Source organism: Thalassiella azotivora, assembly GCF_054781695.1.
In genome coordinates, this window is sequence record NZ_BAAGTX010000021.1 from 1 (window position 1) to 26483 (window position 26483).

Here is a 26483-nt window from a genome sequence, read left to right on the forward strand (position 1 = left end):
GGGAGGCGGCCGGCACGTGGCTGAGGGCGACCCTGAGGGCCGTCGCGTCGTGCGAGTGCGACACCGGCTGCCCCTCCTGCGTGCAGTCCCCCAAGTGCGGCAACGGGAACGAGCCGCTGGACAAGGCGGGTGCGGTGCGGCTGCTGCGCGCCACCCTCGAGCAGGCCCCGCCGTCCGACCCCTGAGTCGCCCCCGCCGGGGACCTCGGGGCCCCCTCGACGGGCCGTCCACCTGCGACGTCACTAGGGTCGTGAACCTAGGCAGGGCTCCCACCAGGGGGCCCGTGAGCACGGGAGTGGACATGATCGTCGTCGCCGTCCTGCTCCTGCTGGTCGTCGCGGCGGTGGTGCTCTTCGTCGCCGTCAGCGGTGCGAACGAGCAGGTCCAGCTCACCAACGACCTCGTCAACGTCGACTGGCGGCCGTCCGTGCTCGTGGTGTTCCTGCTGGGGGCGCTGTGCCTGATGCTGGTCGCGGCGGCCCTCGCGCTGCTGCGGGCGGGAGCCCGCCGGTCCGCTGCCCGGCGCAAGGAGCTGAAGCGCCTGCGGGAGGCCGAGGAGGAGCGCCGCGCGTCGCAGGAGCGCCACCACGGCCGGGGCGACCACCGTTCCCGCGGCGCCCGTGGCGAGGGCGGTGCCACGGCCAGGGCGGGCGACCATGACGCCCCCTCGCCCGGCGCGGACGCGGGGTCGCGGCCGGTCGGCGCCACCGGCGCGGAGGCGGCCGGTAGGGCGGTCGCCCCGCCGGCCGACGGCCACCGGGTGGTCGACCTGCGGGACGAGACCTCCGGCACGGGGCGCTCCCATCCGGCCGCGCAGGAGCGCCCGGTCGCCCCGCCGCCGTCGAGCCAGGACGACCCCGAAGGCGGCCGTCCCGGCGCTGCCTGAGACCGCGCGGAGCGATTTGCTGAGCCCGCGCGGTCCGGACGGGAGACGCGCCCCCGGTCGTCACGGGGCCGGACCGGCCGTGGCCCGCGCCCGCGCCGGGCCGAGCGCCCCGGCGAGGCCCGCGGGCCTGACCTCGACCTGGACGTGGACGTCGGCCCCGTCGACCCGGCAGCCGGCGAGCGCGGCACCGTTGCGTCCGGAGACCGCGGCCGCCACGGCGCACGGGTCCCCCGGCCGCCGGCCGGTGCTGACGTCCGCTGCGGCCAGGGCCGCCAGGTCGGAAGCGGCCTGCGCGCCGTGCCGAGCGGACACGACCGAGACCAACCCGACGAGCGAGGCCAGCACGATCCCGAGCGCGGCGACCACGCCGACGACCAGCACCGTTCCCGACCCGGTGTCCCCGCGCCAGGCCCGCAGCCGGCCCACGGCACCGACGCCGGTCACGGCGCACCGAGGTGGGGTTCGACCGGCACGCGCGACGACCCGCCGACGGTGACGCCCGGTGATCCCGGCAGGGGGAGCCGGACGGGCACCCGCACGTCCACGACGACGTCAGCGCTGGCGCGGGTGACGCGGACGCGTGCCCCCGGACCGGCCAGGTGCCGGGCCCGGGCCGCCACCTCGGCCGGGCCCTCCCCCCGGGCTGCGGCACGCGCACCGGCGGCGGCCGCGTCGACGGCCCGCACGTGCCCCACGGCCGCGACGGCGCACCCCAGCAGCGCACCGAGGAGCAGCACCGCCGCCACCGTGGCGACCGCGAGCTCGGCGGTGACGCTGCCGCGGTCGCCCCCGCGGCGGCCTGCGGCCGGTGCGCGCACCGCGGTCACCCGAGGTCGAGCGCGCGCTGGATGATCGCCAGGAGCAGGCCGCGGACCTCGCCGCCGCTGAGGATGGCGACGAGCAGGCCGGCGAAACCGCACGCGGCCAGGGTCGCGATGGCGTACTCGGCGGTGGCCATCCCCGCCTCCGACGTCGTGGTGACCCGCTGCAGCCGGCGGGCGGCCGGGAACCCGCCTCGCGCGGCCGTGCGCCGGGCGGCGCGGGCGCCGGTGTGGTCGGCGAATCCGTGGTCGGCGGAGGTGCGAGCGGTCGCGTGGCCGACGGCGCGGGTCGCGGCGTGGTCGCCGGTGGCCGGTTCGGTGGTGGAGAGCTGGGTCATGCGTCGTCCCTTCGTCGGGGCCCCGGCCGGTGCCGGGACCGTCGGGTCGAGCCTGCGCCGGACCGGCTCGAGGCGACCCGCCGCTCGTCCGCGCCGGTGGACGAAACGCCGACCCGGCCTGCCTGTGGACGGCTCGTCCCGCACGAGCGCGGCACCGCGGCACGTGGGGAGGCCACGACCACCGGGTGCGTCCACGTCGCCCACCGCTGCTCAGGAGCGGCGTCAGGAGCGGCGTCAGGAGCCGAGGAGCCCCTCGGCGAGGGACAGCACGACCGGGACGACCGCCCAGGCCACGAAGGCGGGCAGCGAGCACAGCCCGAGGGGCAGCACGAGCCGCACGCCGAGGCGCCCCGCCGCCGCCTGGGCACGCCGGTGCCGCTGCCCGCGCAGGTCCGCCGCGGCCTGGCGCAGCAGCGCCGCCGCGGGAGCACCCGTGTCGCGGGCCAGGTCGAGCGGGCGGCGCAGCAGCTCCAGGAGGTCCGCGTCGCCGTCCCAGGCACGGTCGCCCACGGCGCCCAGCCGGGTGCGGGCGGCGACCCGCAGCATCGCCGCGCCCACGTCGCCGCCCGCCTCACCGCCGACTGCGCGTCCCACGACCTCGAGGGCGGTGTGCGGTGGGGCGCCGGTCGTCAGGACCGCCGCCACCAGGTCGACGACGAGCGCGACGTCCGGCTCCGCTCCGCCGGCGACCAGTGGGCGGCCGGACCGCCCGCGCCCCCACCGCGCTGCCCACCGCACTGCCTGCGTCCGCGACGGCCGCGCTGCCTGACTCTGCGACGGCCGCGACCACGGCGCCGGGGAGGTCACCAGCAGGACGGCGCACCCCAGCAGCAGCGCGACGCCGGCGGCCGTCAGGGGGCCGACCGTCACGACCGCTCCGCGGCACGCACGAGCGAGCGGGTCCACACGGCCCCGGCGGCGGTGAGCACGCCCCCGAGCAGCGCGCAGAGCCGACCCGCGGGCGTGCCGACGAGCACCGCCAGGGGCGAGGCGCCCATCAGCTCACCGACGAGCAGGCCCCCGGCGGGCAGCCACGCGAGCAACCGGGCGGTCGCCCGGGGCCCCGCGAGCGCGGCGTCCCGGGCTCCGCCGACCTCCTCGGCGCGCCGCAGGGCCTCGGCCAGCCGCTCCAGCACCTCGGCCGGTGGCGCACCGGACCGGTCCGCGACCTCCCAGGCGGCGGCGAGGGCCCACCTCGCGCGGGCGTGCGCGTCGTCCCGTCCCCGTCGTCCGCCGCCGTCGGACGACGCACGCAGCGCGGACGCGATGTCGCCGCCCCGAGCAGCCGCCTGGGCCGCGTCCGCCAGCGCCCGCCCCCAGGGGCCGGACCCGCCCGGCGGCAGCGCCGCCCAGGCCCGTGCCGCGGGCAGCCCCGCGGCCAGCAGGGACGCCAGCTCGGACACCGACCGCGCCGGGTCGTCTCCGGCGGCACCTGGCCGGCCACCGGCCCGACCACCGGGCCGACCACCGGCCCGACCAGCAGGCCGACCAGCAGGCCCTGTCGCGGTCGCCCGTCGCCGACCGAGGGGACCGAACCGCGCCGTCGGCAGCCGGTGGCCGGTGCCGGCGCGGCGCCGCCCGCGCCCCAGCAGCAGCACGCCGCACGCCGCCGCGAGCGCGACCACCCAGTCGGTCGCCTCCGGACCGACGCCGCTCACGCGCCCGACCCCGGCGCGGCACCGTCGCCTCGCCCGGGTGGATCCGCCGGCGGGCGGTCGGGGTCCGCCCCGGTGCGGCGCGCCAGGGCCGGCCACCCCGGTCCCGTCGTCCAGGTCGTGGGGTCGTCGCCGCGCTCCAGCGCGGTGCGCACCACCAGCCGGTCGCCGTCGCGCTGGACCACCCCGACCTGCGCGACGAGGCGCAGCCGCCCGCGGCGGTGCAGGTGCACCACGACGTCGATCGCGCTGGCCGCCTGGCTGGTGACCGCGTCGCGGCTCATGCCCGCCATCGCCCCGAGGGCCTCGAGCCGGGCCGGGACGTCGGCCGCGGTGTTGGCGTGGACGGTCCCGCAGCCGCCGTCGTGGCCGGTGTTGAGCGCCGCCAGCAGGTCCTGCACCTCGGGCCCTCGGCACTCCCCCACGACGACCCGGTCGGGGCGCATCCTCAGCGCCTGCCGGACGAGCTCGCGCAGGGTGACCTCGCCGGCGCCCTCGACGTTGCCGTGCCGGGCCTCCAGCCGCACGACGTGCGGCAGCGGCGGCCTCAGCTCGCAGGAGTCCTCGACGAGCAGCACGCGCTCGGCGGGGTCGGCCGCGCCGAGCAGGGACGCCAGCACGGTCGTCTTGCCGCACCCCGTCCCGCCCGAGACGAGGAAGGACAGCCGTCGCCGGACGACGGCCCGTAGCACCGGCGCCCACGCGGCCGGCACGCTGCCGCCCCGGACGAGGTCCTCGAGCGACAGGTCGAGCCGGGAGGGCACCCGCAGCGACAGCAGGGTGCCGCCCGGTGAGACGGGTGGCAGGACGGCGTGCAACCGCACCCCGTCGGGCAGCCGCGCGTCGACGTACGGCGTCGCGTCGTCGAGCCTGCGGCCGGTCGCGGCCGCCAACCGCACCGCCAGGGCCCGCAGCTCGTCCTCGGTGCGCGGCCCACCCGGCACCCGCTGCGGCCCGTCGCCGCGGTCCACCCAGACCTGGCCGGGGCCGTTGACGAGCACGTCGGTGACGTCCGGGTCGTCGAGCAGGTGCTGCAGCGGACCCGCGCCGACCAGCGCGGCACCCACGGGCCCCAGGCTGCGCAGGACGCCCGAGCCCCCGAGCACCGGCCCGGACCCGGCGAGCGCCTCGGCGACCGCCTCGGGGGTGGGTGGGCGGCCGGTGCCGGCGAGGGTGCCTCGGACCTGCTCGAGCAGGCCGGCCGAGGCGTGCACGGGACGGCGGCTCACGCGGCACCACCGGGTCGGCCGTTCGCACCCGCGGCCGGCCGGGCCCCGGACGGCTCCAACGAGGCGAGCACCGCGTCGCACCAGCGACCGAGCGGTGAGCGCGGGCCGGGCAGCGCACCGCGGTCGAGGTCGGCGGCCTGTCGGCCCCGCCGGTCCGGCCACCACGCGTCGAGCGGCACGCCGAGCGCGTCGGCGGCGTCCAGGGGGTCGAGGCCGGTGGGCGCGGGGCCGCGGACGACGAGCCGCACGTCGGCGGCGAGCGGCTCGACCCTGTCCAGGACCCGGCGCGCGGCCACGACGGCCCGCACGAGCGCGGGGACGACGAGGACCACGGTGTCGGAGCGCGCGATCGCGGCCAGCGCGCCGGGGCCGGTGTGCCGCGGGAGGTCGACGACGACGAGGCGGCTGCGACGACGGGCGGCGTCCAGGACCGACTCCACGGCGGCGGTCGGGGGGTCCACGGCCGAGGACGTGGGGCCGAACCCCAGCACGGGCAGGTCCCCGGCCCGCGGCAGGGCCTCGCGGAGCAGCTCGGCGCGGACCGGTCCGTCGAGGTCCAGGAGGTCGGACCAGCGCAGACCCGGCGCGTCGTCGCAGCCGAGGAGCGCGTCGGCGCCCGCACCCAGCGGGTCGAGGTCGACCAGGACGGTGGGTCGGTCCCGGGCGGACCGGGCGGCCAGGCACGCGGCCACCGCGGTGGCCCCTGCCCCACCGCAGCCACCGAGCACGGCCACGACGCTCCCGGGCACGTGATCTCCGTCGGCCACGGCGGCCAGCACGTGGACCAGCCGCTCGCCGTCCTGGGGCAGCACCAGTGCCTGCTCGGCGCCGGCGTCCACGGCCGAGCGCCAGAAGCGCTCGCCGCCGGCCAGACCCACGACGACGACACCGGCACGGCGACCCGGCACGCCCCGGGCCGCCAGGTCGTCGCCGAGCAGCACCAGGGCGCTCGTGGTCCACGACCGGCCGCGGCCGACGGTGCTGCTGGTCGCCACGGTGACCCCGACGGCGGCCGCGACCGGACGCACCGCGTCGACCAGCTCACTACTCTCCGTCACTAGAAGGACGTCCGCGGCCACTCTCGGGCACCTCTTCCTGCTCACCGTGACGAGCGGTCGGGTGACCGCGTCACCAGCAGGGCACCGCAGGGCGGCCCCGGACGCCAGGTCAGGAGCGCGCGGCTGTGGACGACGCGCCGACCGGACGCACCTGTGGACGGGGAAACCGGCACAGACCCGGCACACCGCCGCTCGGGATCGGCCGAGCACCGACGAGGCGGGGGCCGGGACGGGGGACGGCCCCCGCCGGGGGGAGCGGGGGCCGTCCGGTGCCGTCCGGCTCGGGGGGGAGGAGCCGGCGTGGCCGCCTGTCGACGCCCGGGGGGGCAGGCGGACAGGCGCGAGGAACCTTACCCTGAGTAGCCGCCGGGGGAAAGCACTTGGTTGGATTGGTTCGTGACCGGACGTGCGGCGGCGTTCTTCGACCTCGACAAGACCATCATCGCGAGGTCGAGCACCCTCGCGTTCTCCCGCCCGCTGTACGCCGGCGGGCTGATCAACCGTCGCGCCGTGCTGCGCGGCGCCTACGCGCAGTTCGTCTACCTGGCCGGCGGCGCCGACCACGACCAGATGGAGCGGATGCGCCAGTACCTCACCTCCCTCGTGACGGGCTGGGACGTCGCGCAGGTCCGGGAGATCGTCGCCGAGACGCTGACGGCCGTCGTCGAGCCGATGGTGTACGCCGAGGCCGCCGACCTCGTCGCCGAGCACCACGCCGCCGGGCGCGACGTCGTCATCGTGTCCTCCTCCGGTCAGGAGCTCGTCGAGCCGATCGGGCGGATGCTCGGCGCCGACCGCGTCGTCGGCACCCGCCTGGTCGTCGAGGACGGCCGGTACACCGGTGAGCTGGAGTTCTACGCGTACGGCCCCGCCAAGGCGGAGGCGATGCGCGAGCTCGCCGCGGAGCACGGGTACGACCTGGCGGCGAGCTGGGCGTACTCGGACTCGGTCACCGACCTGCCGATGCTCGAGGCGGTCGGCCACCCGGTCGTCGTCAACCCGGACCGCGCGCTGCGGCGCGAGGCGGCCCGCCGCGGCTGGCCGGTTCGCGACTTCGTGCACCCGGTGCCGCTGCGCCGGCGTCCGCGGGTGCCCAGCACGCCCGCGGCCCGCGCCGCGACGGCGGTGGGCGCGGTCACCGCCGTCGCGGGTGTCGCCTGGGCGGTCGGCCGCAGGCGCGGACGCCAGGACGGCGCGGGACCGGCTACCCCTTCCCTTCCGGGGCGTAACGAGGTACCAAGGACGTGAGGGTCTTCGGACCGGCCCCGGCCGGTCCGCGGAACCACACGGTGCAGCAGGTACCCACGCGCGGCCAGTCCTCGTAGGGACCGGCGTCGCCGGGGCTCGTCCCCTCGACGCAGCACAGTGCACGCTTGGTAGCCGGCGGCACCGTGTCGGCGGCGGCGTCCCCGCAGGGGGGCGCCGCTGTCCTGTCGGCACCGGAGCCGCTGGGGCGCACGGGCCGCGGCTGGTCGCTGGGAGGCCGGATGAGCCGGGAGGTGCTGGGAGCCGCGGACGGCGAGCCGCCGGCAGGGGCGGGTGTCGGCTCACCCTCCGCGGAGGCCAGGGCCGACGTCGTCCTGCTGGACCAGCCCGACCCCGCCCCCGACGCCGCCGCGCGCGAGCGGGGCCGGCCGTCCACGGCGCCGGACGCGGCGGAGGCGTCCGGCACGGCATCGGCCGTTGCCGGTCAGCCCGACCGAACCGACGGGGCAGACGGAGCCGACGGAGCCGGTCCGACGCCGACCGGTCTGCGGCGCCACCTCCCCCGGGACCTGCGCTCGGCGTGGCCACTGGTCGCGGCCGCCGCGGCGGGCGCTCTCGTCGCCGGGCTCGTGACCGCCGGGGTGCTGCAGGACCTGCACACCCAGGAGCGCCTGGCCGGTGTCCGGCTGCTCGCGGACGTGGGCACCGACGTGTCGATCTCGGGCTCCGGCGACCTGGACGCGGTGCGTTCCGGCGAGCGGCCGATCGACCTGAGCATGGCCGTCTACAACGCGGGCCTCGACCCGGTGCGCGTCCTGTCGGCGCACGCGCCGGAGCCGCAGGACCGCCCCGGCTCGCCCTCCGGCCCCGGCACGAGCCTGGACGTGGCCGAGGAGGTCCTCGTCCCCGCGGGGGCGACCGTCCAGGTCCCCGTGCAGGTGCGGCTGCGCTGCGACGGGCCGCGACCGCGGACCCTGGTGCTCGACGTCCGCACCGAGGACGGGCGAACCCGCACGGTGGAACCGGGCGGTCTGGGCCAGGGTGGCGGCTGGACGTCGCCGATGACGCCGCTGTGGTGGTTGTGCGACCTGTACGGCGACGAGCTGCCGCTGCGGGTGTGGACGGCGACGGCGCAGGACGACGGCACGCTGGCGGTGCGGCTGGCCAACACCGGGGACGAGCGGCTCGACGTGGCCCTCACCGCCCCGACCGGCACCCGGCTCACCGTCGACGGCCAGGAGTCCGTGGCGATCGCCGGGCGGGACAGCGTGTTCGTGCGGCTGGCCGTCGAGGTGGACCGCTGCACCGCGGCGGCGCAGCGCCCCGACGCCGCGGACGACGTTGGGTGGCGCACCCCGGACGGGCGCAGCAGCCAGCTCCCGGTCGACCTGTCGCTGCTGTCGGGGTGGTTCGCCCGCCAGGTCGCGCTGACCTGCGACCGCCCGGGCGGCTGATCCGCGGGCTGGGTGGCCGGTCCTGACCTCACCGGCGCGGCGGCCTCAGCGGGACGTCGGGAAGCGGCCGGCGACGACGGCGTCGGCCACCATCCCACCCTGTGCGGCGCCCTCCTCGACCGACCGGGCGACGTGCACGAGCCACGCGGCGACACCGTCCGGCGTCCCGGTGAGGTACGCCCTCAGCGCCGAGCCGACCGACGCCGGGTCGGTGAGCTGCGCCAGCTCGGGGACGACGGCCCCCATCGGGTCGAGGCCGCGGCCGACGACCAGCGCCCGCGACAGGGCGCGGGCGACGACGCCGTTGCCCGCGCGGAACGGCCGCAGCGCGAGGACCTCCGCCTGGGCGACCGCGGCGACCACGGCCACGGGGGCGGACGTCGGTCGCGCCAGCAGCTGCGCCAGCCCCTCGAGGCGGGCGGCGAGCGCCGGGCCGGTGGGGGCGTCGTGACCGGCCAGCACCGTGTCGTCGACGGGCTGCTCGTCGTCGCGGCGCGGCCGGCCGAGCTCGTCGGCGTCGAGCAGGTCGGCGGCGGCCGCCACCTGGAGCCGCGCGAGCGCCTGCCAGGGGGCGCTGGTCAGGGAGCGGCCGCCGTCGGCGCTGAGGTGCTCGGCCTCGGCGTGCGCGCGCACCGCCCCGCGCACGACGCGCCCGACGGCGTCGTCCGGCAGCTCGGCGGCCCCGCGGGCGGCGTCCCTGACGACCTCGGCGGGCAGCCGGGCGCCCTCGAGGGCGGCCGACGCACGGGCCGCCTGCACCCCGGCCTCCACCCGCACCTCGGCGGAGCGGCGGCGCATCGCCGGGTGCCAGCGCAGCTGCTCGCAGGCCGTCCGGGCCGCGGCGACGGCGTCCTCGACGCCGGGCAGCGACGCCAGGTCGAGCAGCGGGTCCGTCTCGTCGGGTCGCCCGGCAGGTCGGCCGGCAGGTCGGCCGGCGGACCCACCGGGGGTCGCGCCACGGCTGGTGCTCACGACCGTCGAGCGTAGTCGCGGCTAGGTTCGCGGGTGTGACCGGGACCGAGGCGCTCGTCGCCGGTGGCGTGCTGCTCGTCACCGGCCTCCTGCTGGCGCTGCGGTCCGTGCGCCGCCGCGGCGACCTGGGCTCCCCCGTCGACCGTGCGACGTTCACGACGCTGCACACCGCGTCGCTGGCCGCCCCGCACCTGCGGGAGGGGCTGACGCCGTCCGGGGCGCAGCGCGCGGCCCGGCACCTGCGGGCGCTGCTGGGCACGCCGGCCGTGGCGATCTGCGTGAGCGGACGGACGCTCGCGTGGGACGGCGCGGGCGGCGCAGGGCACGTGGCCGCGGCCGCCCGGCACGCGGAGCCGGTCCTCGGGTCGGGTCGCGCCGCGGTGCTGGGCCGCAAGGACGTCGCCTGCCCGGACCCGACCTGCCCGATCCAGCACGCGGTGGTCGTCCCCCTGGTCGCCGAGGGCCGGGTCGTCGGCACGCTGGCGGCGTACGGGACGCAGACGTCCGCCGGCCTGGTGCGTGCCACCGACGAGGTCGGCCGGTGGGTGTCGGCGAACATCGAGCTGGCCGAGCTGGACCGTTCCCGCACCCGCGCCATCGAGGCCGAGCTGCGGGCGCTGCGGGCCCAGATCAGCCCGCACTTCGTCTACAACTCGCTGGCGGCGATCGCCTCGTTCGTGCGGACCGACCCGGAGCGGGCGCGCGAGCTGCTGCTGGAGTTCGCGGACTTCACCCGGTACGCCTTCCGCCGCGGTGGGGAGTTCACGACCCTGTCGGACGAGCTGCGCAACATCGAGCGCTACCTGGTCCTGGAGAAGGCCCGGTTCGGCGAGCGGCTGCAGGTGCGGCTGCGGATCGCGCCGGAGGTGCTGCCGGTCGCCGTCCCGTTCCTGGCCGTGCAGCCGCTGGTGGAGAACGCGGTCCGGCACGGGCTCGAGGGGGCGGTCGGGACGGGGCACGTGACCCTGGTGGCCGAGGACCTGGGCGCCGAGGCGCTGATCTCGGTCGAGGACGACGGCGTGGGCAGCGACCCCGAGCTGGTGCGGCGGGTGCTGGCCGGGGAGTCCGACGCCGACTCGGTGGGTCTGGGCAACGTCGACGCCCGGTTGCGCCAGGTGTTCGGGGACGACCACGGCCTGGTCGTGGAGACGGCCCCCGGTGCCGGGACGAAGGTGTCGTTCCGGGTGCCGAAGTTCGCCCCGAACGTCCACGTCGGGTGACCCTCGGAGCACACCCAGCGACGGTCCGGCGTCGACGCGCCAACGCGTTCGGACCACCCCCTCACCTGGGGCTACCCTCACCGCCGTGAGCCCGACCGCCGAGCGCCCGCCGGGCCTGCGCGTGCTCGTCGTGGACGACGAGGAACCGGCCCTGGCGGAGCTCGCCTACCTGCTCGGCCGGGACGACCGCGTCGCCACCGTGCGCACGGCCGGCAGCGCCGAGCAGGCCCTCGTCGCGCTCGAGGACGGCGGTGTCGACGTCGTCTTCTCCGACATCAAGATGCCGGGCCTGACGGGCCTGGACCTGGCCCGGGTGCTCAGCCGCTTCGCCCAGCGCCCGCAGGTCGTGTTCGTCACCGCCTACGACACCCACGCGGTCGACGCGTTCGAGGTGCAGGCGACCGACTACGTGATGAAGCCGGTGCGTCCCGAGCGCCTGGCGGAGGCGGTGCGCCGGGTCCTGGACGCCGGGGCGGGCGTCGACGACGCCGAGGACGACGAGACGATCCCGGTCGAGCTCGGCGGCGTCACGCGCTTCGTCCAGCGCTCGTCGGTGCGGTACGTGGAGGCCCACGGCGACTACGCCCGGCTGCACACCGACACCGGCAGCCACCTGGTCCGCATCCCGCTCTCCACGCTCGAGGAGCGTTGGGGGCCCTCAGGTTTCGCACGCATCCACCGCTCGACGCTCGTCGCTCTCCACCACGTCGACGAGGTACGCGTCGACGGCGGGCGTTGCACGGTCCGACTCGGGGAGGACGTCCTGCAGGTCAGCAGAAGGCACACACGCGAGCTGAGGGACCGGCTCGTCAGGCTCCGCAGCCTGGGCAGGGACCGGTGAGCGCCGGCGCGCCGGGAGGCCGCGTCCTCGGCGCCGCACTCGCCGTGGTCGTGGGCGGGGCGGCCGTCGTCACGCTCCTGCGGTGGGTCGACGTCGGGTCCCCGGTCGTCGTGCCCGCACTGCAGTCGCTCAGCCCCGTCGCGGGGGTGGTCGCCGCGGTCGTGCTCGTCGTCACGCTGCTGACCCAGCGCTGGGGCCTGGCCGCCGTCGCGGGCGGCGTCTCCGCGCTGCAGCTGGCGATCGCCGCGCCGCACGTCCTGCCCAGCACGGTGGACGCCGGCCCGGACGACGTGGTCGTCGTGGCCGCCAACCTCCAGCAGGGCCAGGCCGACACCGACGCCCTCGCCGACGTCGTCTACGAGGACGGGGTCGACGTCCTCGTGCTCACCGAGGTCACCCCGCAGGTCGTCACCGCCCTCGACGGCGCGGGGCTTGACGCGCTGCTCCCCCACCGCGCCGGCACCCCGGCGGAGGGGGTGATGGGCACCATGGTGCTGAGCAGCTTCCCGCTGGTCGTCGAGGCGCCGATCGAGGCGACGTTCCACCAGCCGGTCGTGCAGGTGGAGTCCCCGTCGGGGACGTTCACGGTCGCGGCCGTGCACGCGGCGGCACCGACGACGTCCGCGTGGCGGGACGACCTCGACCGGGTCGCCGCGTGGCGGGACGGCAAGGAGGGCCCGTTGGTCGTCGCCGGTGACTTCAACGCCGGCTCGTACCACCCCGGCTACCGGGAGGTGTCCCGCGGCATGACCGACGCCCACGAGGCCGCCGGGTCGGGCTGGGTGCGGACCTGGCCCACCAGCTGGGGTCTCGTGCCGGCGTGGGCGCACCTGGACCACGTGCTGGTGCAGGACCTCGACGTCGTGTCCGCCGGGCAGGTCGACCTGCCCGGGAGCGACCACGCGGCGGTGTGGGCGCGGTTGGCCCCCTGACGGTGGCATGCTCGCGCCGTGGACGAGCGGCCGGGCGCACGGAGCGGCGACGCCCCCGCTGAGGGGGCACCCCCACCCCGCCGCGTGCGGGTGACGAGCCCGCGGATGCGGGCGGCGGCCCCCGGGCCCCGCCGGGCGGCCACGGACGACATCGACGAGCTCACCGGGATCGGCGAGGTCTACATGCGCTCGCTGGTCCGCAGCCAGCTGCGCCTCGGCCTCGGCGTCCTCGGGGCGTTCGCGCTGTCGTGGTGCGGGCTGCCGCTGCTCTTCGCGCTGGCGCCCGCCGTACGCACCGTGGAGCTGCTCGGGGTCCCGTTGCCCTGGCTGCTGCTCGCGGTGGTCGCCTACCCGTCGATCGGTTTCGCCGCGTGGGCGTACACGCGGGCCGCCGAGCGCGCCGAGCGCGACTTCGCCGACCTGCTGGGGGGACGGTGACGCCGCTCGACCCGGACAGCGTCCTGCACCCGGTGTGGGGTGCGGCGGCGGTCGTCCTGGTCACGGTCGCCACGATCGGCGTCGGGTCGGTCGGGTTCCGGCTCTCCCGCACCACCAGCGACTTCTACGTCGCCAGCCGGACGGTGTCACCGCGGTGGAACGCCTCGGCCATCGGCGGGGAGTACCTGTCGGCCGCCAGCTTCCTCGGCGTGGCCGGGCTCGTGCTGGTGGGCGGCACCGACATGCTCTGGTTCCCGCTCGGCTACACCGCCGGCTACCTGGTGCTGCTCGTGCTGGTGGCGGCGCCGCTGCGCCGCTCCGGGGCGTACACGCTGCCGGACTTCGCGGAGATCCGCCTCGGTTCGGTCCGGGTGCGGTGGACCGCGTCGGTGCTCGTCGTCGGGATCGGCTGGCTGTACCTGCTCCCCCAGTTCCAGGGTGCGGGTCTGGCGCTGCGGACGGTGACCGGCTTCCCGCCCGCCGTCGGGGCGGTGCTCGTGGCCGCCGTGGTCGTCCTCAACGTGCTCGCCGGCGGGATGCGCTCGATCACGTTCGTGCAGGCCTTCCAGTACTGGCTGAAGCTGACGGCCATCGCCTTCCCGGTCGTGTTCCTGCTCGGCGCCTGGGTGGGGGACGGCGCGCCCGACCCCAGCGCGGGCGGCGTCCCCACGACCCGGGCGCCGGTCAGCGCGACGCTGGCCCGCACGATGGCGCTCACGGTGGCGGAGCCGACGACGGTCGAGGTGCGCGGGGTCGTGGACGGCGCGGCGGTCGACGGGCCGGTGCGCCTGCCGGCGGACCGGCCCGTCACCGTGGAGGAGGGGTCGGTGGTGCTCGTGCCTGCCGGGACCCCGGTGCCGCACGCCGACCCGGTGCTCAGCGCGGACGGGCCCACCTGGGTCACCCCGCTGTCCGGTGCCGGCGGCCGGGACCACCCGCTGTACGCGACGTACTCGCTGGTGCTGGCCCTGTTCTTCGGGACGATGGGCCTGCCGCACGTGCTGGTGCGCTTCTACACCAACCCCGACGGACGGGCGGCGCGGCGCACGACGGCGGTCGTCATCGGCCTGCTCGGGGCGTTCTACGTGTTCCCGCCCGTGTACGGCGCCCTGGGCCGGGTGTACGCCCCGGACCTGCTGCTGACAGGGCGCACCGACACGGTCGTGCTCGCCCTGCCCGGCCGGGTGCTCGGCGAGCCGTGGGGTGACGCGCTGTCGGCGCTGCTCGTGGCGGGCGCGTTCGCGGCGTTCCTGTCGACGTCATCGGGGCTCGTGGTGTCCGTCGCGGGCGTGCTGAGCCAGGACCTCATGCACCGTGACGCCCTGCGCCCGGGGGCCGGCCGCCGTCCCGGGTCGGGCCGGTCGGTGCCCAGGTTCCGCGTCGCCGCGCTGCTGGCGGTGCTCGTGCCGCTGGCCCTCAGCCTGTTCTCGACCCGGGTCGGCCTGGCCGACACGGTCGGCCTGGCGTTCGCGGTCGCCGCGTCCACCTTCTGCCCGCTGCTGGTGCTGGGCATCTGGTGGCGCGGCCTGACCGCGGCCGGCGCGGTCGCCGGCCTGGCCGCCGGCGGGGGGACGGCGAGCGCCGCGGTGCTGGTGACGATGGTGGCCGGCCCCCTGGACGGTTGGCCCGGGGCGCTGCTGGCGCAGCCGGCCGCGTGGACCGTGCCCCTGGCGTTCGCCGTCATGGTGGTCGTGTCCCGGCTGACGCGCGGCCTGCCGCCGGGCCGGGTCGGGCGGATCATGGTGCGCCTGCACGCCCCCGAGGGCCTGGACGTCGACCGGCGCGGCTGACCGCTCGTCGCGGCGGACCGACCGCTCGGCGCACGCGAGGGTTCCGCACGTCGCCCGGCGGCGCCCGCCCGGCGCAGCGGGCCCGGAGCGCCTTCCGGTCAGCGCGTGAGCGGCGTCACAGTCGGCGTGTCCCGCCCCCGTGCCCGGCCGGACGGCGTCACGCCGTCGGATCCCCAGGAGGTCCCGTGCCCAGACCCGAGCCCGTCACCCACGCGACGGGGGGTGGACGCACCCCGCACCAGGAGCTGCAGGACAGCCCCGAGTTCGCCGACCTGCGGCGCCGGTTCCGGTCGTTCATCTTCCCGATGACCGCGCTGTTCCTCGCCTGGTACTTCCTCTACGTGCTGCTCGCGGCGTTCGCGCCGGGCTTCATGGGCACCCAGGTGGTCGGCAACATCAACGTCGGCCTGCTGTTCGGGCTGGGCCAGTTCGTCTCCACGTTCGCGATCACGATGCTGTACCGCTCCTGGGCCGACAAGAAGTTCGACCCGGCCGCCGCGCAGCTGCGCGAGCACATCGAGGGAGGTGCCCGATGAGCCCCGGCCTGACGACCGGTCTCGCGGCGCAGGCCAGCACGCTGGACATCGGCAACCCCTGGTTCAACATCTCGATCTTCGGCCTGTTCGTCGTCGTGACGCTGGCGATCGTCATCCGCGCCTCGCGCAACAACGCCTCCGCGGCGGACTTCTACGCCGGCGGCCGCTCCTTCACCGGACCGCAGAACGGCACCGCCATCGCCGGCGACTACCTGTCCGCCGCGAGCTTCCTCGGCATCGCCGGCGCGATCGCCGTCAACGGCTACGACGGCTTCCTCTACTCGATCGGCTTCCTCGTCGCCTGGCTGGTGGCCCTGCTGCTCGTCGCCGAGCTGCTGCGCAACACCGGCAAGTTCACGATGGCCGACGTGCTGAGCTTCCGGCTCAAGCAGCGTCCGATCCGGATGGCGGCGGCGCTGGCCACGCTCAGCGTCTGCTTCTTCTACCTGCTGGCGCAGATGGCGGGAGCCGGCGGCCTCGTCGCCCTGCTGCTGGGGATCGAGGGCCAGGCCGGCCAGTACGCGGTCGTCGCCGTGGTCGGCGTCCTGATGATCGTGTACGTCCTCGTGGGCGGCATGAAGGGCACCACCTGGGTGCAGATCGTCAAGGCCGTGCTGCTCATCGCGGGCGCCGGGATCATGACCCTGTGGGTGCTGGCCAAGTACGGGCTGAACCTGTCCGAGCTGCTCGGCGCGTCCGTCGAGCGGGCCACCGCCGAGGGCGTGGAGAACGCCGGCGCGCTCCTCGAGCCCGGCAAGCAGTACGGCACCTCGACGCTGACGAAGCTGGACTTCATCTCCCTGTCACTGGCCCTGGTGCTCGGCACCGCCGGGCTGCCGCACGTGCTGATGCGCTTCTACACGGTGCCCTCGGCCAAGGAGGCCCGGCGCAGCGTCGTGTGGGCGATCTGGCTGATCGGCCTGTTCTACCTGTTCAGCCTGGTGCTGGGTTACGGGGCGGGTGCGCTCGTCGGCCCGACGGAGATCCGCGGCGCCCCCGGCGGGGTCAACTCGGCGGCACCGCTGCTGGCGTTCGAGCTCGGCGGCACCATCCTGCTCGGGATCATCGCGGCCGTCGCGTTCGCCACGATCCTCGCGGTGGTGGCCGGGCTGACGATCACGGCCGCGGCGTCGTTCGCGCACGACATCTACGCCAACGTCATCAAGCACGGCGAGGTCGACCCGGACGGCGAGGTGAAGGTCGCGCGCCGCACGGTCGTGGTGATCGGCGTCCTGTCCATCCTCGGCGGGATGTTCGCGATCGGGCAGAACATCGCGTTCCTCGTCGCCCTGGCGTTCGCGGTGGCGGCCAGCGCGAACCTGCCGACGATCGTCTACTCGCTCTTCTGGAAGCGCTTCAACACCCGCGGCGCCCTGTGGAGCATGTACGGCGGCCTGGCCACCTGCATCGTGCTGATCATCTTCTCGCCGGTCGTCAGCGGCAAGGTCGACGCGGTCACCGGCGAGAGCCGCTCGATGATCAAGGACACGGGCATCGACTTCTCCTGGTTCCCGCTGGACAACCCCGGTCTGGTGTCCATCCCGCTGGCGTTCCTGCTCGGCTGGATCGGCACGGTCACCAGCAGGCCGGAGGCCAACCACGACGCGATGGCCGCCGAGATGGAGGTCCGCTCGCTGACCGGTCACGGCGCCGAGAAGGCGGTCATGCACTGACCGCTCCCCCCGGCCGGCCGCCTCGACGCGGCCGGCCGGGGCACGGGACGCGCCCACCCGCGGACGGCTCAGCCTGCGCGGGTGGGCGTTCCCGTGCCGCCTCGGCCCGCCCCCGACGACAGATGACGGTTTGGGCGTGATCATGGTGACCGCTAGGGTCGCGGCGGCCGGGCGGGACGTCCGAGCCGTCACGACCAGGGGGATCTGCAGCACATGCACCGGGGAACGTCTTCGCTCGCCGTCGTCGTCGCACTCGCGCTCACCGCCTGCGGTGCGCAGCCGGCCGAGCCGTCGGCCGATGCCGAGACCGTCTCCGCCGGCACGCCGAGCGCCGAGCCCTCGCCCTCGCCCTCGGCGTCCGAGGAGCCGATCGGGCCGGACGGCGCCGGTGCGGACCGGTTCGAGCTGATGCAGGACGGTGCGGGTGGCGTCGTCCTCGACGGCGGGACCCTCACGCTGGTGTTCCGCAACGGTCTGCGCTACGAGGTGGAGACCGGGCCGTCCGCCGGTGGCACCGACCCCGTCAGGGCGCTGACGGCGGGTCAGGACGCGCTGATCACGTCGGCGGCGGGTCTCACGACCATCTCCCCCGACGGTTCCGCCACGCACGTCGACACCTCCGGCGCGGTGACGACGCGGATGCCCGACGGCTCCGGGACCGTCGTGGACTCCGAGGGGACCATCACCGTCGACTCCGACGGCAGCGTCGTGTGCGTCGGCGCGCAGGGCGTCCAGGTGGTCAGCGCCACGGGGGCCGCCGTGTCGACCGGACCCTCCGGCGTCCTGGCGCTGGACGGCACCGGACGGTCGACCGCGGTGGGGGCGGACGCCGCCGCGGGGGTCCAGCCGGTCGGGCGCTTCAGCGTCTGCGGCATCGGCGGCACGATGACGATCGACCTCGCCGGCGACGTGCTGTTCGAGTTCGACTCCGACCGCCTGACCCCCGAGGCCGAGGCCGTGGTCGACCACGCCGCGCAGATGATCCGCTCGGCGGCCAAGGGCCCGGTGACGGTGACCGGGCACACCGACTCGATGGGCAGCGACGCCTACAACCTCGACCTCTCGCAGCGCCGCGCCGCGGCCGTCGTCGCGGCGCTCGGGGCGCGGCTCGGTGCCGCGGTCCAGCTCACCGCGGAAGGCGCGGGCGAGAGCCAGCCGGTCGCTCCCAACACGACCCCGACCGGGGACGACGACCCGCGCGGGCGCGCCCAGAACCGGCGCGTCACCATCGAGTTCCGGCGCTGACCTCAGGCGTCGCCGTCGCTCCCGCTCCACCCGCGCGGTCCGTCACCGTGTCCGTGCCCCGGCCGGTGACCCGGGCCGCCCGCCGCCGGCGCCTCGGCGTCCAGCAGCGCGGTCACGCGGTCGGGCAGGTCCGCCAGCAGCTCGTCGGCCTGTCCCCGGGTGAGCCGGCCGTCCCGGACGAGGTCGGCGACCCGCTCGGTCGCCCGGGCGACGAGCCCGTCCACCAGGTCGTCGCGGTCCACGCCCTGCGCGTCCGCGACCTCACCGAGCGTCGACCCCTCGCGCAGCGCGTCGCGCAGCGCGTCCACGTCCATCCCGAGCTCGTCGGCCGCGGCCGTCAGGCCGGCGCCCAGGATGCCCGTCCCGTGGCCGCCCATCCCGTGGCCGCCCATCCCGTGGCCGCCCGGGCCCCGCTCGGCCAGGTGCTCGGCCACCGCGTCCGCCTGCTCCTGCGTGATCGTCCCGTCGTCCACGAGACCGGCCAGCGCCTCGCCGAGCCGCTCCGCCACGTGCGCGAGCCTGCTCTCCCGCAGCTCCTCGGGGACCCCGGCGCCACCACCGGGGGCGTCCTCGTCGGCGCCCCGGGTCGCCGCGGCGATCACCGCACCGACCGGACCCGCCCCTGCCCGGGGGGCGGCGACCGCAGCCCCCGCCACCACCGTCAGACCGACCGCACCGGCCACCACCGCCGCGGTTCGCCGTCCCGTCCTCGCCATCGCGTCCTCCCGGTCCTGGTCCGGGTTCCTCGCCCGGTGCGTCGAGCGTGCGCCTCGAATCTGGGAGCAGGCTGGGACGCGGATGGGAGGCCGCCACGAGCCTGCACCCGGACCCTCCCCGGTGACGCCGCCCGGCGACGGCACCCGACCGCTCACCGCGCCGGCCGCCGTCCGCCTGGGCAGGGGTGACGCCGCTCACTAGGGTCGGGAGCAGGCCCCGTCCACGTCTGCCCCCACGCCCGCGGAGGAACGATGACCGAGACCAGCACCGGACTGTCCAACCTGCTGCACGAGGAGCGGCGCTTCCCCCCGAGCGAGGACTTCGCCCGCCAGGCCGTCGCGACGGCCGACCTGTACGACGAGGCCGCGGCGGACCGGCTGGCCTTCTGGGCGAAGCAGGCGCGTGAGCTGGTCACCTGGTCCACCGACTTCTCCGAGACGCTCGACTGGAGCGAGGCCCCGTTCGCGAAGTGGTTCGTCGGGGGGCAGCTCAACGTCGCCTGGAACTGCCTGGACCGGCACGTCGAGGCCGGCCGCGGCGACCGCGTCGCCATCCACTTCGAGGGCGAGCCCGGCGACCGCCGCTCGTACACCTACGCGCAGCTGACCACCGAGGTGAAGAAGGCCGCCAACGCCCTCGAGCAGCTCGGCGTCCGCACGGGCGACCGCGTCGCGATCTACCTGCCGATGATCCCCGAGGCCGCGATCACGATGCTGGCGTGCGCCCGGATCGGCGCCCCGCACAGCGTGGTGTTCGGCGGGTTCAGCGCCGACGCCCTGAACAGCCGCATCAACGACGCGGAGGCCAAGGTCGTCGTCACCGCCGACGGCGGGTACCGCCGGGGGGCGCCGTCCGCGCTCAAGCCGGCCGTGGACGCGGCCCTCGCGAAGGGCGCCGACAGCGTCGAGCACGTCCTCGTCGTCCGCCGCACCGAGCAGGACGTCGAGTGGACCGACGGCCGCGACGTGTGGTGGCACGACGTCGTGGACGCGGCCAGCGAGGAGCACGAGGCGCAGCCGCACGACGCCGAGCACCCGCTGTTCATCCTCTACACCTCCGGCACCACCGGTAAGCCGAAGGGCATCCTGCACACCAGCGGCGGCTACCTGACGCAGTGCGCGTACACGCACAGGAACGTCTTCGACCTCAAGCCGGAGACGGACGTCTACTGGTGCACCGCCGACATCGGCTGGGTCACCGGGCACAGCTACGTCGTGTACGGCCCGCTCGCCAACGGCGCCACGCAGGTGATGTACGAGGGGACGCCGGACACCCCCGGCAAGGACCGCTGGTGGGAGGTCGTCGCCCGGTACGGCGTGACCATCCTCTACACCGCGCCCACGGCGATCCGGACCTTCATGAAGTGGGGCGAGGACCTGCCGGGCAAGCACGACCTGTCGAGCCTGCGGGTCCTCGGCAGCGTCGGCGAGCCGATCAACCCCGAGGCGTGGGTCTGGTACCGCCGCGTCATCGGCGGCGACCGCACCCCCGTCGTCGACACGTGGTGGCAGACCGAGACCGGCGCGATCATGATCAGCCCGCTGCCCGGTGTCACCGCGGCCAAGCCGGGGTCGGCGCAGGTGCCGCTGCCCGGGATCGTCGCCGACGTCGTGGACGACGAGGCCAAGCCGGTGCCGGACGGCGGCGGCGGGTACCTCGTCCTCAGCGAGCCGTGGCCGTCGATGCTGCGTGGCATCTGGGGCGACCCCGAGCGGTACCGGGAGACGTACTGGTCGCGGTTCGAGAACGTCTACTTCGCCGGGGACGGCGCCAAGAAGGACGAGGACGGCGACATCTGGCTGCTAGGCCGGGTCGACGACGTCATGAACGTCTCCGGCCACCGGCTGTCCACGACGGAGATCGAGTCGGCGCTGGTGTCGCACCCCAAGGTCGCGGAGGCGGCCGTCGTGGGCGCGGCCGACGAGACCACCGGCCAGGCGGTGTGCGCGTTCGTCATCCTGCGCGGCGGCGCGGAGGAGGGCGACGACATCGTCAAGGAGCTGCGCGACCACGTCGGCAAGGAGATCGGCCCGATCGCCAAGCCGCGGCAGATCATGGTCGTCCCCGAGCTGCCGAAGACGCGCTCCGGCAAGATCATGCGCCGGCTGCTCAAGGACGTCGCCGAGCATCGCGAGGTCGGGGACGTCACCACGCTGGCCGACAACACCGTGATGGACCTGATCCGCACGGGTCTGGACAAGCCCGCCTCGACCGACGAGGGCTGACCGCCGCCCCGCACGCGCGGAAGTGCATGATCACCGCCACCGGGTGGTGATCATGCACTTCCGCGCGTCGGGCCCGTCGTCAGGCGAAGGTGCCCGCGAGCCGGACACCGACAGGAGGGACGGCGTCACGCCCGGTAGGGTTCGGACCGGCGCGCCGGGAAGTCTGGTCGGCAGGTGCCGTCGACGACCCCGGTCGCGGCGGCACCCCTCGTCCTGACCCGACCCGGCCGAAGGAGGGAGCCGCGCGTGCTCGTCGTCCTGCTCCTGCACGTGGCCCTCGCCGCGCTCGCAGGCCGGCTCGCACGCACCGTCGGCCCCCGCGCCTTCCTCGTCGCAGCGCTGGCCCCGCTGGCCGGTGTCGTCCTCGCGGTCGCCGCGGCGCCGACCGTCCTGGACGGCGGCGCGTGGGAGACGACCGTCCCGTGGGTGCCCGGGATGGACCTGTCGCTGGCCCTGCGCCTGGACGCGCTGTCGCTGCTCATGCTCGTCCTCGTCAGCGGCGTCGGTCTGCTGATCTTCACCTACTGCGCCTGGTACGCCGAGCGCGGGCCGCAGCTGGTGCGCTTCGTCGCCACCCTCACCGGGTTCGCCGGGGCGATGTTCGGGCTGGTGCTCGCCGACGACGTCATCCTGCTGTACGTCTTCTGGGAGCTGACGACCGTCACCTCCTACCTGCTCGTCGGGCTCAGCGACGAGGACGCTGCGAGCCGCCGGTCCGCCATGCAGGCGCTGCTCGTGACCACCCTCGGCGGCCTGACGATGCTGGTCGGGCTGATCCTGCTGTCGCAGGCCGCGGGCACGACCCGGATCTCGGAGATCGTCGCGGACCCGCCGAGTGGCGCGACCGTCCCCGCGGCGCTGGTGCTCGTCCTCGTCGGCGCCTTCTCCAAGTCCGCGCAGGTGCCGTTCCACCCCTGGCTGCCGGCCGCGATGGCCGCCCCCACCCCCGTCAGCGCGTACCTGCACGCCGCGGCGATGGTGAAGGCCGGCATCTACCTGGTCGCGCGGCTGTCGCCGGTCGCCGCGGACGTCGAGTGGTGGCGGCCCGTCGTCGCGGTCGTCGGCGTCGCCACCATGCTCGTCGGCGGCTGGCGGGCCCTGCGCCAGCACGACCTCAAGCGGCTGCTGGCGTTCTCGACCGTCAGCCAGCTCGGCTTCCTCACCGCCGTCGCCGGCTGGGGCACGCACGAGTCCGCGGTGGCGACGGGCACGCTCCTGCTCGCCCACGGCTTCGCGAAGGCAGCCCTCTTCCTCACGCTGGGCGCCGTCGACCACCAGGCCCACTCGCGCGACCTGCGTGAGCTGACCGGGCTCGCGCGCCGGATGCCGGTGCTCGCCGGGGCCGCCGGGGTCGCCGCGCTGTCGATGGGCGGCGTGCCCCTCCTGCTCGGCTTCATCGCCAAGGAGGAGGTGTACGCGGCCGTCCTGTACGAGGACGGCGCGTTCCCCCTCCTCGTCGTCGCGGGCCTGGCGGTCGGCAGCGCGCTGACGCTCGGGTACGCGCTGCGGTTCTGGTGGGGCGCCTTCGGCACGAAGGACCTGCCCGCCGGGGACCCCGACGCGCTGCCGCGGGGCGCCCGTCCGGTCGGCGCCGACGTCCCGGCGCCCTCGGCGGGGCTGGTCGTCCCCGTCGCGGCGCTGGCCCTGCTCAGCGTCGTGCTGGGGGTCGCGCCGCAGCTCGTCGACCCGCTCGTGGCGCAGGTGTCGGCGCCGTACCTGGAGGACCCGGCGGACGCGTCCGAGGGTGCCGGGCTGGCGCTGTGGCACGGGGTCAACACGGCGCTGCTGCTCTCGCTCACGGCCCTGGCCGCCGGTGTCGCCGTGTTCCTCGCCCGCCGCGCCGTGACCCGCGCCCAGGACGCCGTCGGCCGCTGGCTGCCCGCCGCGCTGGACGCCGACCTGGGGTACCGCCGGGCCGTCGACGGGGTCGAGACGACCGCGGACGCCGTCACCGGCCGCACGCAGACCGGCTCCCTGCCGGTGTACCTCGGCGTGATCAGCGCGACCGCCGCGGCGCTGCCGGCCTCGGCGCTGCTGCTGCGCGGCGCCGACGTCAGCGGCCTGCGGCTGTACGACGTCCCGGCGCAGGCCGGCATCGCGATCCTCGTCGCCGTCGCCGCGGTCGGGGCCGCGTTCACGCGCTCCCGCCTGCCGGCCGTGCTGCTCGTCGGGGCGGTCGGCTACGGCGTCGCGCTGCTGTACGTGCTGCAGGGCGGGGCGGACCTGGCCCTGACCCAGTTCCTCGTCGAGACGCTGTCGGTCGTCATCTTCCTGCTCGTGCTGCGGCTGCTCCCGAAGCGGTTCGCGCCGACCCCGCGGCGCCGACCGCAGGTGCTGCGCGCCCTCGTCGCCGTCGCGGCGGGCGCCGTCGTCACCGTCTTCACGCTCGTGGCGGCGAGCGCCCGCACCCGCCCCAGCGTGGCCGAGGAGCTCGTCGCCCGCTCCTACCCCGAGGGCCACGGCAAGAACGTCGTCAACGTCATCCTCGTGGACTTCCGCGGCCTGGACACCCTCGGTGAGGTGACCGTCGTCCTGACCGCGGCGCTCGGCATCGCGGCGCTCGTCCTCACCGTCCGGGCCCCACGCCCGACCGCGCCGGCCGAGGACCACGCCGACGGCACCGAGGACCGCGGCCAGGACCGCGTCCAGGACCGGGCCGACGAGCCGGTACCGACCCGCGGCCGGTCGCAGGACGGGAGGTCGTCGTGAGCGCGTCCCCCGCCGGGACCCCGCGGCTGCGCGAGTCCGTCGTCCTGCAGACCGCGCTGCGGCTGGTGTTCCACGCCATCGCCGCCACCGCCCTGTTCTTCCTGTTCGCCGGGCACAACGCCCCCGGCGGCGGGTTCATCGGCGGCCTCGTCGCGGGGACGGCGTTCGTGCTGCGCTACCTCGTCGGCGGCGAGAACGGCATCGGCCGGCTGCGGGTGGCGCCGACGACCGTGCTCGGCACCGGGCTGGTGGTGGCCGCCGGCACGGCCGTGGTCCCGTGGTTCGCCGGCGGGCAGGTGCTCGAGAGCGGGTACGCACCGCTGGACCTGCCGGTGGTCGGGACCCTGCCCCTGACGAGCGTCCTGGCCTTCGACACCGGCGTCTTCCTCATCGTCGTCGGCCTCGTCCTGCTGCTGCTGGACACGCTGGGGTCGCGTGAGGACGCCGCGATCGGTGAGATCGAGCCCGAGGAGGACGCCCGGTGAGCGCCGCGCCCGTGACCCTGGTGACCGCGCCGGTCGACGTCGACGGGACGGGCGGCGTCCTCGCCGCCAGCGGCCCGACCCTGGTGATGGCGGTGGTGATCGGCGTGGTGTTCGCGACCGGCACCTACCTGCTCATGCAGCGGTCGCTCACCCGCATCCTCATCGGCCTGACGCTGCTCACCCACGCGGCGAACCTGCTGCTGCTGGTCGCCGGCGGCCACGTCGGCCTGGTGCCGTTCGTCGACCTCGACGGCACCCTGCCCGAGGGCGGGGTCGCCGACCCGCTGCCGCAGGCGATGGCGCTCACCGCGATCGTCATCGCGTTCGCCGTCAGCGCGCTGCTGCTCGCCCTGGCGTACCGCAGCTGGGTGCTCACCCACGACGACGTCGTCCAGGACGACGTGGAGGACCGCCGGATCGCCGAGGCCGCGGAGCGGGGTGAACGCGCGTGAACCCGCACGAGACCCTGCTCGACCTCGCCCGCGCGCTGCCCGCCGGTGCCGCGGTGGCGCTGCCGGTGGTGGCGCCGATGCTGGCCGCCGCGGTGGCGATCCTCGTGCGGCACCCGGTCGCCCAGCGGACCGTGGCCTTCGCGACGCTGACGCTGCTCGGGCTCAACGGGGTCCTGGTGCTGCTGCGCGCCGACGCGGACGGCCCGATCGCCGTCCAGGCCGGGGCGTGGGCGGCGCCGTACGGCATCACGCTGGTCGCCGACCGGCTCGCCGCCCTGCTGGTCCTGGTGTCCGTCGTCGTCCTGCTCGTCGTGCTGGCCTACTCGATCGGCCAGGGCGTCGCCGAGGGCCGTCAGGCCGACCGCGCCCGGGTCCGGTTCGTGTTCTACCCGGCGTACCTCGTGCTGGCCTCCGGCGTGTGCTTCGCCTTCCTCACCGGCGACCTGTTCAACCTGTTCGTCGCGTTCGAGGTGATGCTGACCGCCAGCTACGTGCTCATCACGTTGCAGGCGGGGCCGAAGGGCGTGCGCTCGGCGATGACGTACATCGTCGTGTCGCTGCTCGCGTCGGCCCTGTTCGTCGTCACCGTCGGCCTGGTCTACGCCGCGACCGGCACCGTGAACATGGCCGACCTCAGCGGCGCGCTCGCCGAGCTGCCGGACGGCCTGCGCCTCGCGCTCGCGCTGCTGATGCTCGTGGTCTTCGGTGTGAAGGCCGCGCTGTTCCCGCTGTACTTCTGGCTGCCCGACTCCTACCCGGTCGCCCCCGCGCCGGTCACCGCGGTCTTCGCCGGGCTGCTCACCAAGGTCGGCGTCTACGCGATCATCCGCACCCAGACGCTGCTGTTCCCCGACGACCACGACGTCGTCGGCCCGGTGCTGCTCGCCCTCGCCGGCGCGACGTTGCTCTTCGGCATCCTCGGCGCGATCGCGCAGAACGAGATCAAGCGGGTGCTGTCCTTCACGATCGTCAGCCACATCGGCTTCATGGTGATGGGCCTGGGGTTCTTCACGGTCGCGGGCGTGGCCGGTGCGGTCTTCTACGTCGTCCACCACATCGTCATCCAGACCACCCTCTTCTGCGTGGAGGGGCTCGTCGAGCGCCGCACCGGGACCGGTGAGCTCAACCGGATCAGCGGCCTGGCGCGCAGCTCGCCGATGATCGCGGCGCTGTTCGCCCTGCCCGCGCTGTCCCTCGCGGGCTTCCCGCCGTTCTCCGGCTTCCTCGGCAAGGTCGCCCTCGTCGAGGCCGGGACGGCCGTCGGGTCGTGGGCGATCGTCGCCGTCGCGATCGGGGTCAGCCTCCTGACCGTCTACGCGATGGCGGTGGTGTGGGGTTCGGCGTTCTGGGGCACCCCCAGCCGCGCTGTCCCGGACGAGGACGTCACCGACGACCTGCGGGTCGGCGTCCGGACCGTGCCGCCGCTGATGACCGGTGCCACCGCCGCCGTCGTCGGGGTCGGCCTGGCCATCCCCGTCCTCGGCGGGCCGCTGTACGCCCTGTGCGCGCGGGCCGCGACCGACCTGGTCGCGGTGCAGCCGTACGTGACCGCGGTGCTGGGCGGGTGAGCGCGGTGAGCACGTCGGGCCACGGGTCGCAGG

Annotated in this window: 26 protein-coding genes; 17 read left to right on the forward strand and 9 right to left on the reverse strand. The window is 76.0% G+C overall.

The features are described 5' to 3' along the window. Window positions 1-185 (forward strand): Zn-binding domain-containing protein (locus tag ACYVQV_RS14510; RefSeq protein ID WP_461024023.1); only part of this gene is annotated, 185 nt, incomplete at its 5' end. Between the two features lie 98 nt (window positions 186-283). Then, on the forward strand, window positions 284-886 hold the full coding sequence (locus ACYVQV_RS14515; protein WP_461024024.1) for a hypothetical protein: 603 nt from the start codon (window positions 284-286) through the stop codon (window positions 884-886). A 60-nt stretch (window positions 887-946) separates the two neighbouring features. Here ACYVQV_RS14515 and ACYVQV_RS14520 read toward each other — a convergent pair whose 3' ends face one another. The 7 genes from ACYVQV_RS14520 to ssd all read right to left on the reverse strand — a co-directional run bounded on the left by ACYVQV_RS14520 (window position 947) and on the right by ssd (window position 5987). Then, window positions 947-1330 carry an Rv3654c family TadE-like protein gene (locus ACYVQV_RS14520; RefSeq protein ID WP_461024025.1) on the reverse strand — a complete coding sequence of 128 codons (384 nt, stop codon included), beginning with the start codon at window positions 1328-1330 and terminating at the stop codon, window positions 947-949. Then, window positions 1327-1704, reverse strand: coding sequence for a TadE family type IV pilus minor pilin (locus tag ACYVQV_RS14525; protein WP_461024026.1), 378 nt, complete (start codon window positions 1702-1704; stop codon window positions 1327-1329). Before ACYVQV_RS14525 ends, ACYVQV_RS14520 begins: the two co-directional genes overlap by 4 nt. A gap of 5 nt (window positions 1705-1709) precedes the next feature. Then, the gene (locus ACYVQV_RS14530; RefSeq protein WP_461024027.1) at window positions 1710-2045 is read right to left on the reverse strand and encodes a DUF4244 domain-containing protein; all 336 of its coding nucleotides are present in this window, start codon (window positions 2043-2045) and stop codon (window positions 1710-1712) included. A 234-nt stretch (window positions 2046-2279) separates the two neighbouring features. Next, complete coding sequence (locus ACYVQV_RS14535) at window positions 2280-2915, reverse strand: type II secretion system F family protein (protein WP_461024028.1); 636 nt, start codon at window positions 2913-2915, stop codon at window positions 2280-2282. Next, window positions 2912-3448, reverse strand: a complete 537-nt coding sequence (locus tag ACYVQV_RS14540; protein ID WP_461024029.1) for a type II secretion system F family protein — start codon at window positions 3446-3448, stop codon at window positions 2912-2914. The genes ACYVQV_RS14535 and ACYVQV_RS14540 overlap by 4 nt, the downstream gene beginning before the upstream one ends. 251 nt (window positions 3449-3699) lie before the next feature. After that, the gene (locus tag ACYVQV_RS14545) at window positions 3700-4929 is read right to left on the reverse strand and encodes a TadA family conjugal transfer-associated ATPase (RefSeq protein ID WP_461024030.1); all 1230 of its coding nucleotides are present in this window, start codon (window positions 4927-4929) and stop codon (window positions 3700-3702) included. Further along, window positions 4926-5987, reverse strand: a complete 1062-nt coding sequence (gene ssd / locus ACYVQV_RS14550) for a septum site-determining protein Ssd (protein WP_461024031.1) — start codon at window positions 5985-5987, stop codon at window positions 4926-4928. The genes ACYVQV_RS14545 and ssd overlap by 4 nt, the downstream gene beginning before the upstream one ends. Window positions 5988-6383: 396 nt before the next feature. On the opposite strand from ssd, the gene ACYVQV_RS14555 reads away from it, so the two are divergent. Next, window positions 6384-7235 carry an HAD family hydrolase gene (locus ACYVQV_RS14555; protein WP_461024032.1) on the forward strand — a complete coding sequence of 284 codons (852 nt, stop codon included), beginning with the start codon at window positions 6384-6386 and terminating at the stop codon, window positions 7233-7235. A gap of 239 nt (window positions 7236-7474) precedes the next feature. Next, entirely contained in the window at window positions 7475-8647 is a 1173-nt protein-coding gene (locus ACYVQV_RS14560) for a hypothetical protein (protein WP_461024033.1), read from the forward strand. A gap of 45 nt (window positions 8648-8692) precedes the next feature. Here the strand turns inward: ACYVQV_RS14560 and ACYVQV_RS14565 are convergent, their stop codons facing one another. Further along, window positions 8693-9619: a Fic family protein gene (locus tag ACYVQV_RS14565; protein ID WP_461024034.1), complete on the reverse strand. Its 927-nt coding sequence runs from the start codon at window positions 9617-9619 to the stop codon at window positions 8693-8695. A 35-nt stretch (window positions 9620-9654) separates the two neighbouring features. Between ACYVQV_RS14565 and ACYVQV_RS14570 the strand changes: the two genes are divergently transcribed. The 8 genes from ACYVQV_RS14570 (at window position 9655) to ACYVQV_RS14605 (ending at window position 18294) form a co-directional block, all read left to right on the forward strand. Next, window positions 9655-10839, forward strand: a complete 1185-nt coding sequence (locus ACYVQV_RS14570; protein WP_461024035.1) for a sensor histidine kinase — start codon at window positions 9655-9657, stop codon at window positions 10837-10839. A gap of 85 nt (window positions 10840-10924) precedes the next feature. After that, window positions 10925-11680 (forward strand): LytR/AlgR family response regulator transcription factor, encoded by a 756-nt coding sequence (locus ACYVQV_RS14575; protein WP_461024036.1) that lies wholly within the window; start codon window positions 10925-10927, stop codon window positions 11678-11680. Further along, on the forward strand, window positions 11677-12612 hold the full coding sequence (locus ACYVQV_RS14580) for an endonuclease/exonuclease/phosphatase family protein (protein ID WP_461024037.1): 936 nt from the start codon (window positions 11677-11679) through the stop codon (window positions 12610-12612). Before ACYVQV_RS14575 ends, ACYVQV_RS14580 begins: the two co-directional genes overlap by 4 nt. A gap of 105 nt (window positions 12613-12717) precedes the next feature. Then, complete coding sequence (locus ACYVQV_RS14585) at window positions 12718-13050, forward strand: DUF485 domain-containing protein (RefSeq protein WP_461024038.1); 333 nt, start codon at window positions 12718-12720, stop codon at window positions 13048-13050. A 23-nt stretch (window positions 13051-13073) separates the two neighbouring features. Beyond that, complete coding sequence (locus ACYVQV_RS14590) at window positions 13074-14840, forward strand: sodium/solute symporter (protein ID WP_461024103.1); 1767 nt, start codon at window positions 13074-13076, stop codon at window positions 14838-14840. A gap of 185 nt (window positions 14841-15025) precedes the next feature. Further along, the gene (locus ACYVQV_RS14595) at window positions 15026-15376 is read left to right on the forward strand and encodes a DUF485 domain-containing protein (protein ID WP_461024039.1); all 351 of its coding nucleotides are present in this window, start codon (window positions 15026-15028) and stop codon (window positions 15374-15376) included. After that, window positions 15373-17049, forward strand: coding sequence for a solute symporter family protein (locus tag ACYVQV_RS14600; RefSeq protein WP_461024040.1), 1677 nt, complete (start codon window positions 15373-15375; stop codon window positions 17047-17049). Before ACYVQV_RS14595 ends, ACYVQV_RS14600 begins: the two co-directional genes overlap by 4 nt. 213 nt (window positions 17050-17262) lie before the next feature. Further along, window positions 17263-18294, forward strand: coding sequence for an OmpA family protein (locus ACYVQV_RS14605; RefSeq protein WP_461024041.1), 1032 nt, complete (start codon window positions 17263-17265; stop codon window positions 18292-18294). Window positions 18295-18296: 2 nt separating this feature from the next. Here ACYVQV_RS14605 and ACYVQV_RS14610 read toward each other — a convergent pair whose 3' ends face one another. Beyond that, window positions 18297-19010 (reverse strand): hypothetical protein, encoded by a 714-nt coding sequence (locus tag ACYVQV_RS14610; protein WP_461024042.1) that lies wholly within the window; start codon window positions 19008-19010, stop codon window positions 18297-18299. Window positions 19011-19262: 252 nt separating this feature from the next. Between ACYVQV_RS14610 and acs the strand changes: the two genes are divergently transcribed. The 5 genes from acs (at window position 19263) to ACYVQV_RS14635 (ending at window position 26450) form a co-directional block, all read left to right on the forward strand. Then, the gene (acs, locus tag ACYVQV_RS14615) at window positions 19263-21236 is read left to right on the forward strand and encodes an acetate--CoA ligase (RefSeq protein ID WP_461024043.1); all 1974 of its coding nucleotides are present in this window, start codon (window positions 19263-19265) and stop codon (window positions 21234-21236) included. A gap of 246 nt (window positions 21237-21482) precedes the next feature. Further along, window positions 21483-23945: a hydrogen gas-evolving membrane-bound hydrogenase subunit E gene (gene mbhE / locus ACYVQV_RS14620; protein ID WP_461024044.1), complete on the forward strand. Its 2463-nt coding sequence runs from the start codon at window positions 21483-21485 to the stop codon at window positions 23943-23945. Then, complete coding sequence (locus ACYVQV_RS14625) at window positions 23942-24430, forward strand: MnhB domain-containing protein (protein ID WP_461024045.1); 489 nt, start codon at window positions 23942-23944, stop codon at window positions 24428-24430. Before mbhE ends, ACYVQV_RS14625 begins: the two co-directional genes overlap by 4 nt. Next, on the forward strand, window positions 24427-24882 hold the full coding sequence (locus tag ACYVQV_RS14630; protein ID WP_461024046.1) for a sodium:proton antiporter: 456 nt from the start codon (window positions 24427-24429) through the stop codon (window positions 24880-24882). The genes ACYVQV_RS14625 and ACYVQV_RS14630 overlap by 4 nt, the downstream gene beginning before the upstream one ends. Beyond that, the gene (locus ACYVQV_RS14635; protein ID WP_461024047.1) at window positions 24879-26450 is read left to right on the forward strand and encodes a Na+/H+ antiporter subunit D; all 1572 of its coding nucleotides are present in this window, start codon (window positions 24879-24881) and stop codon (window positions 26448-26450) included. The genes ACYVQV_RS14630 and ACYVQV_RS14635 overlap by 4 nt, the downstream gene beginning before the upstream one ends. The last annotated feature ends 33 nt before the right edge of the window (window positions 26451-26483 follow it).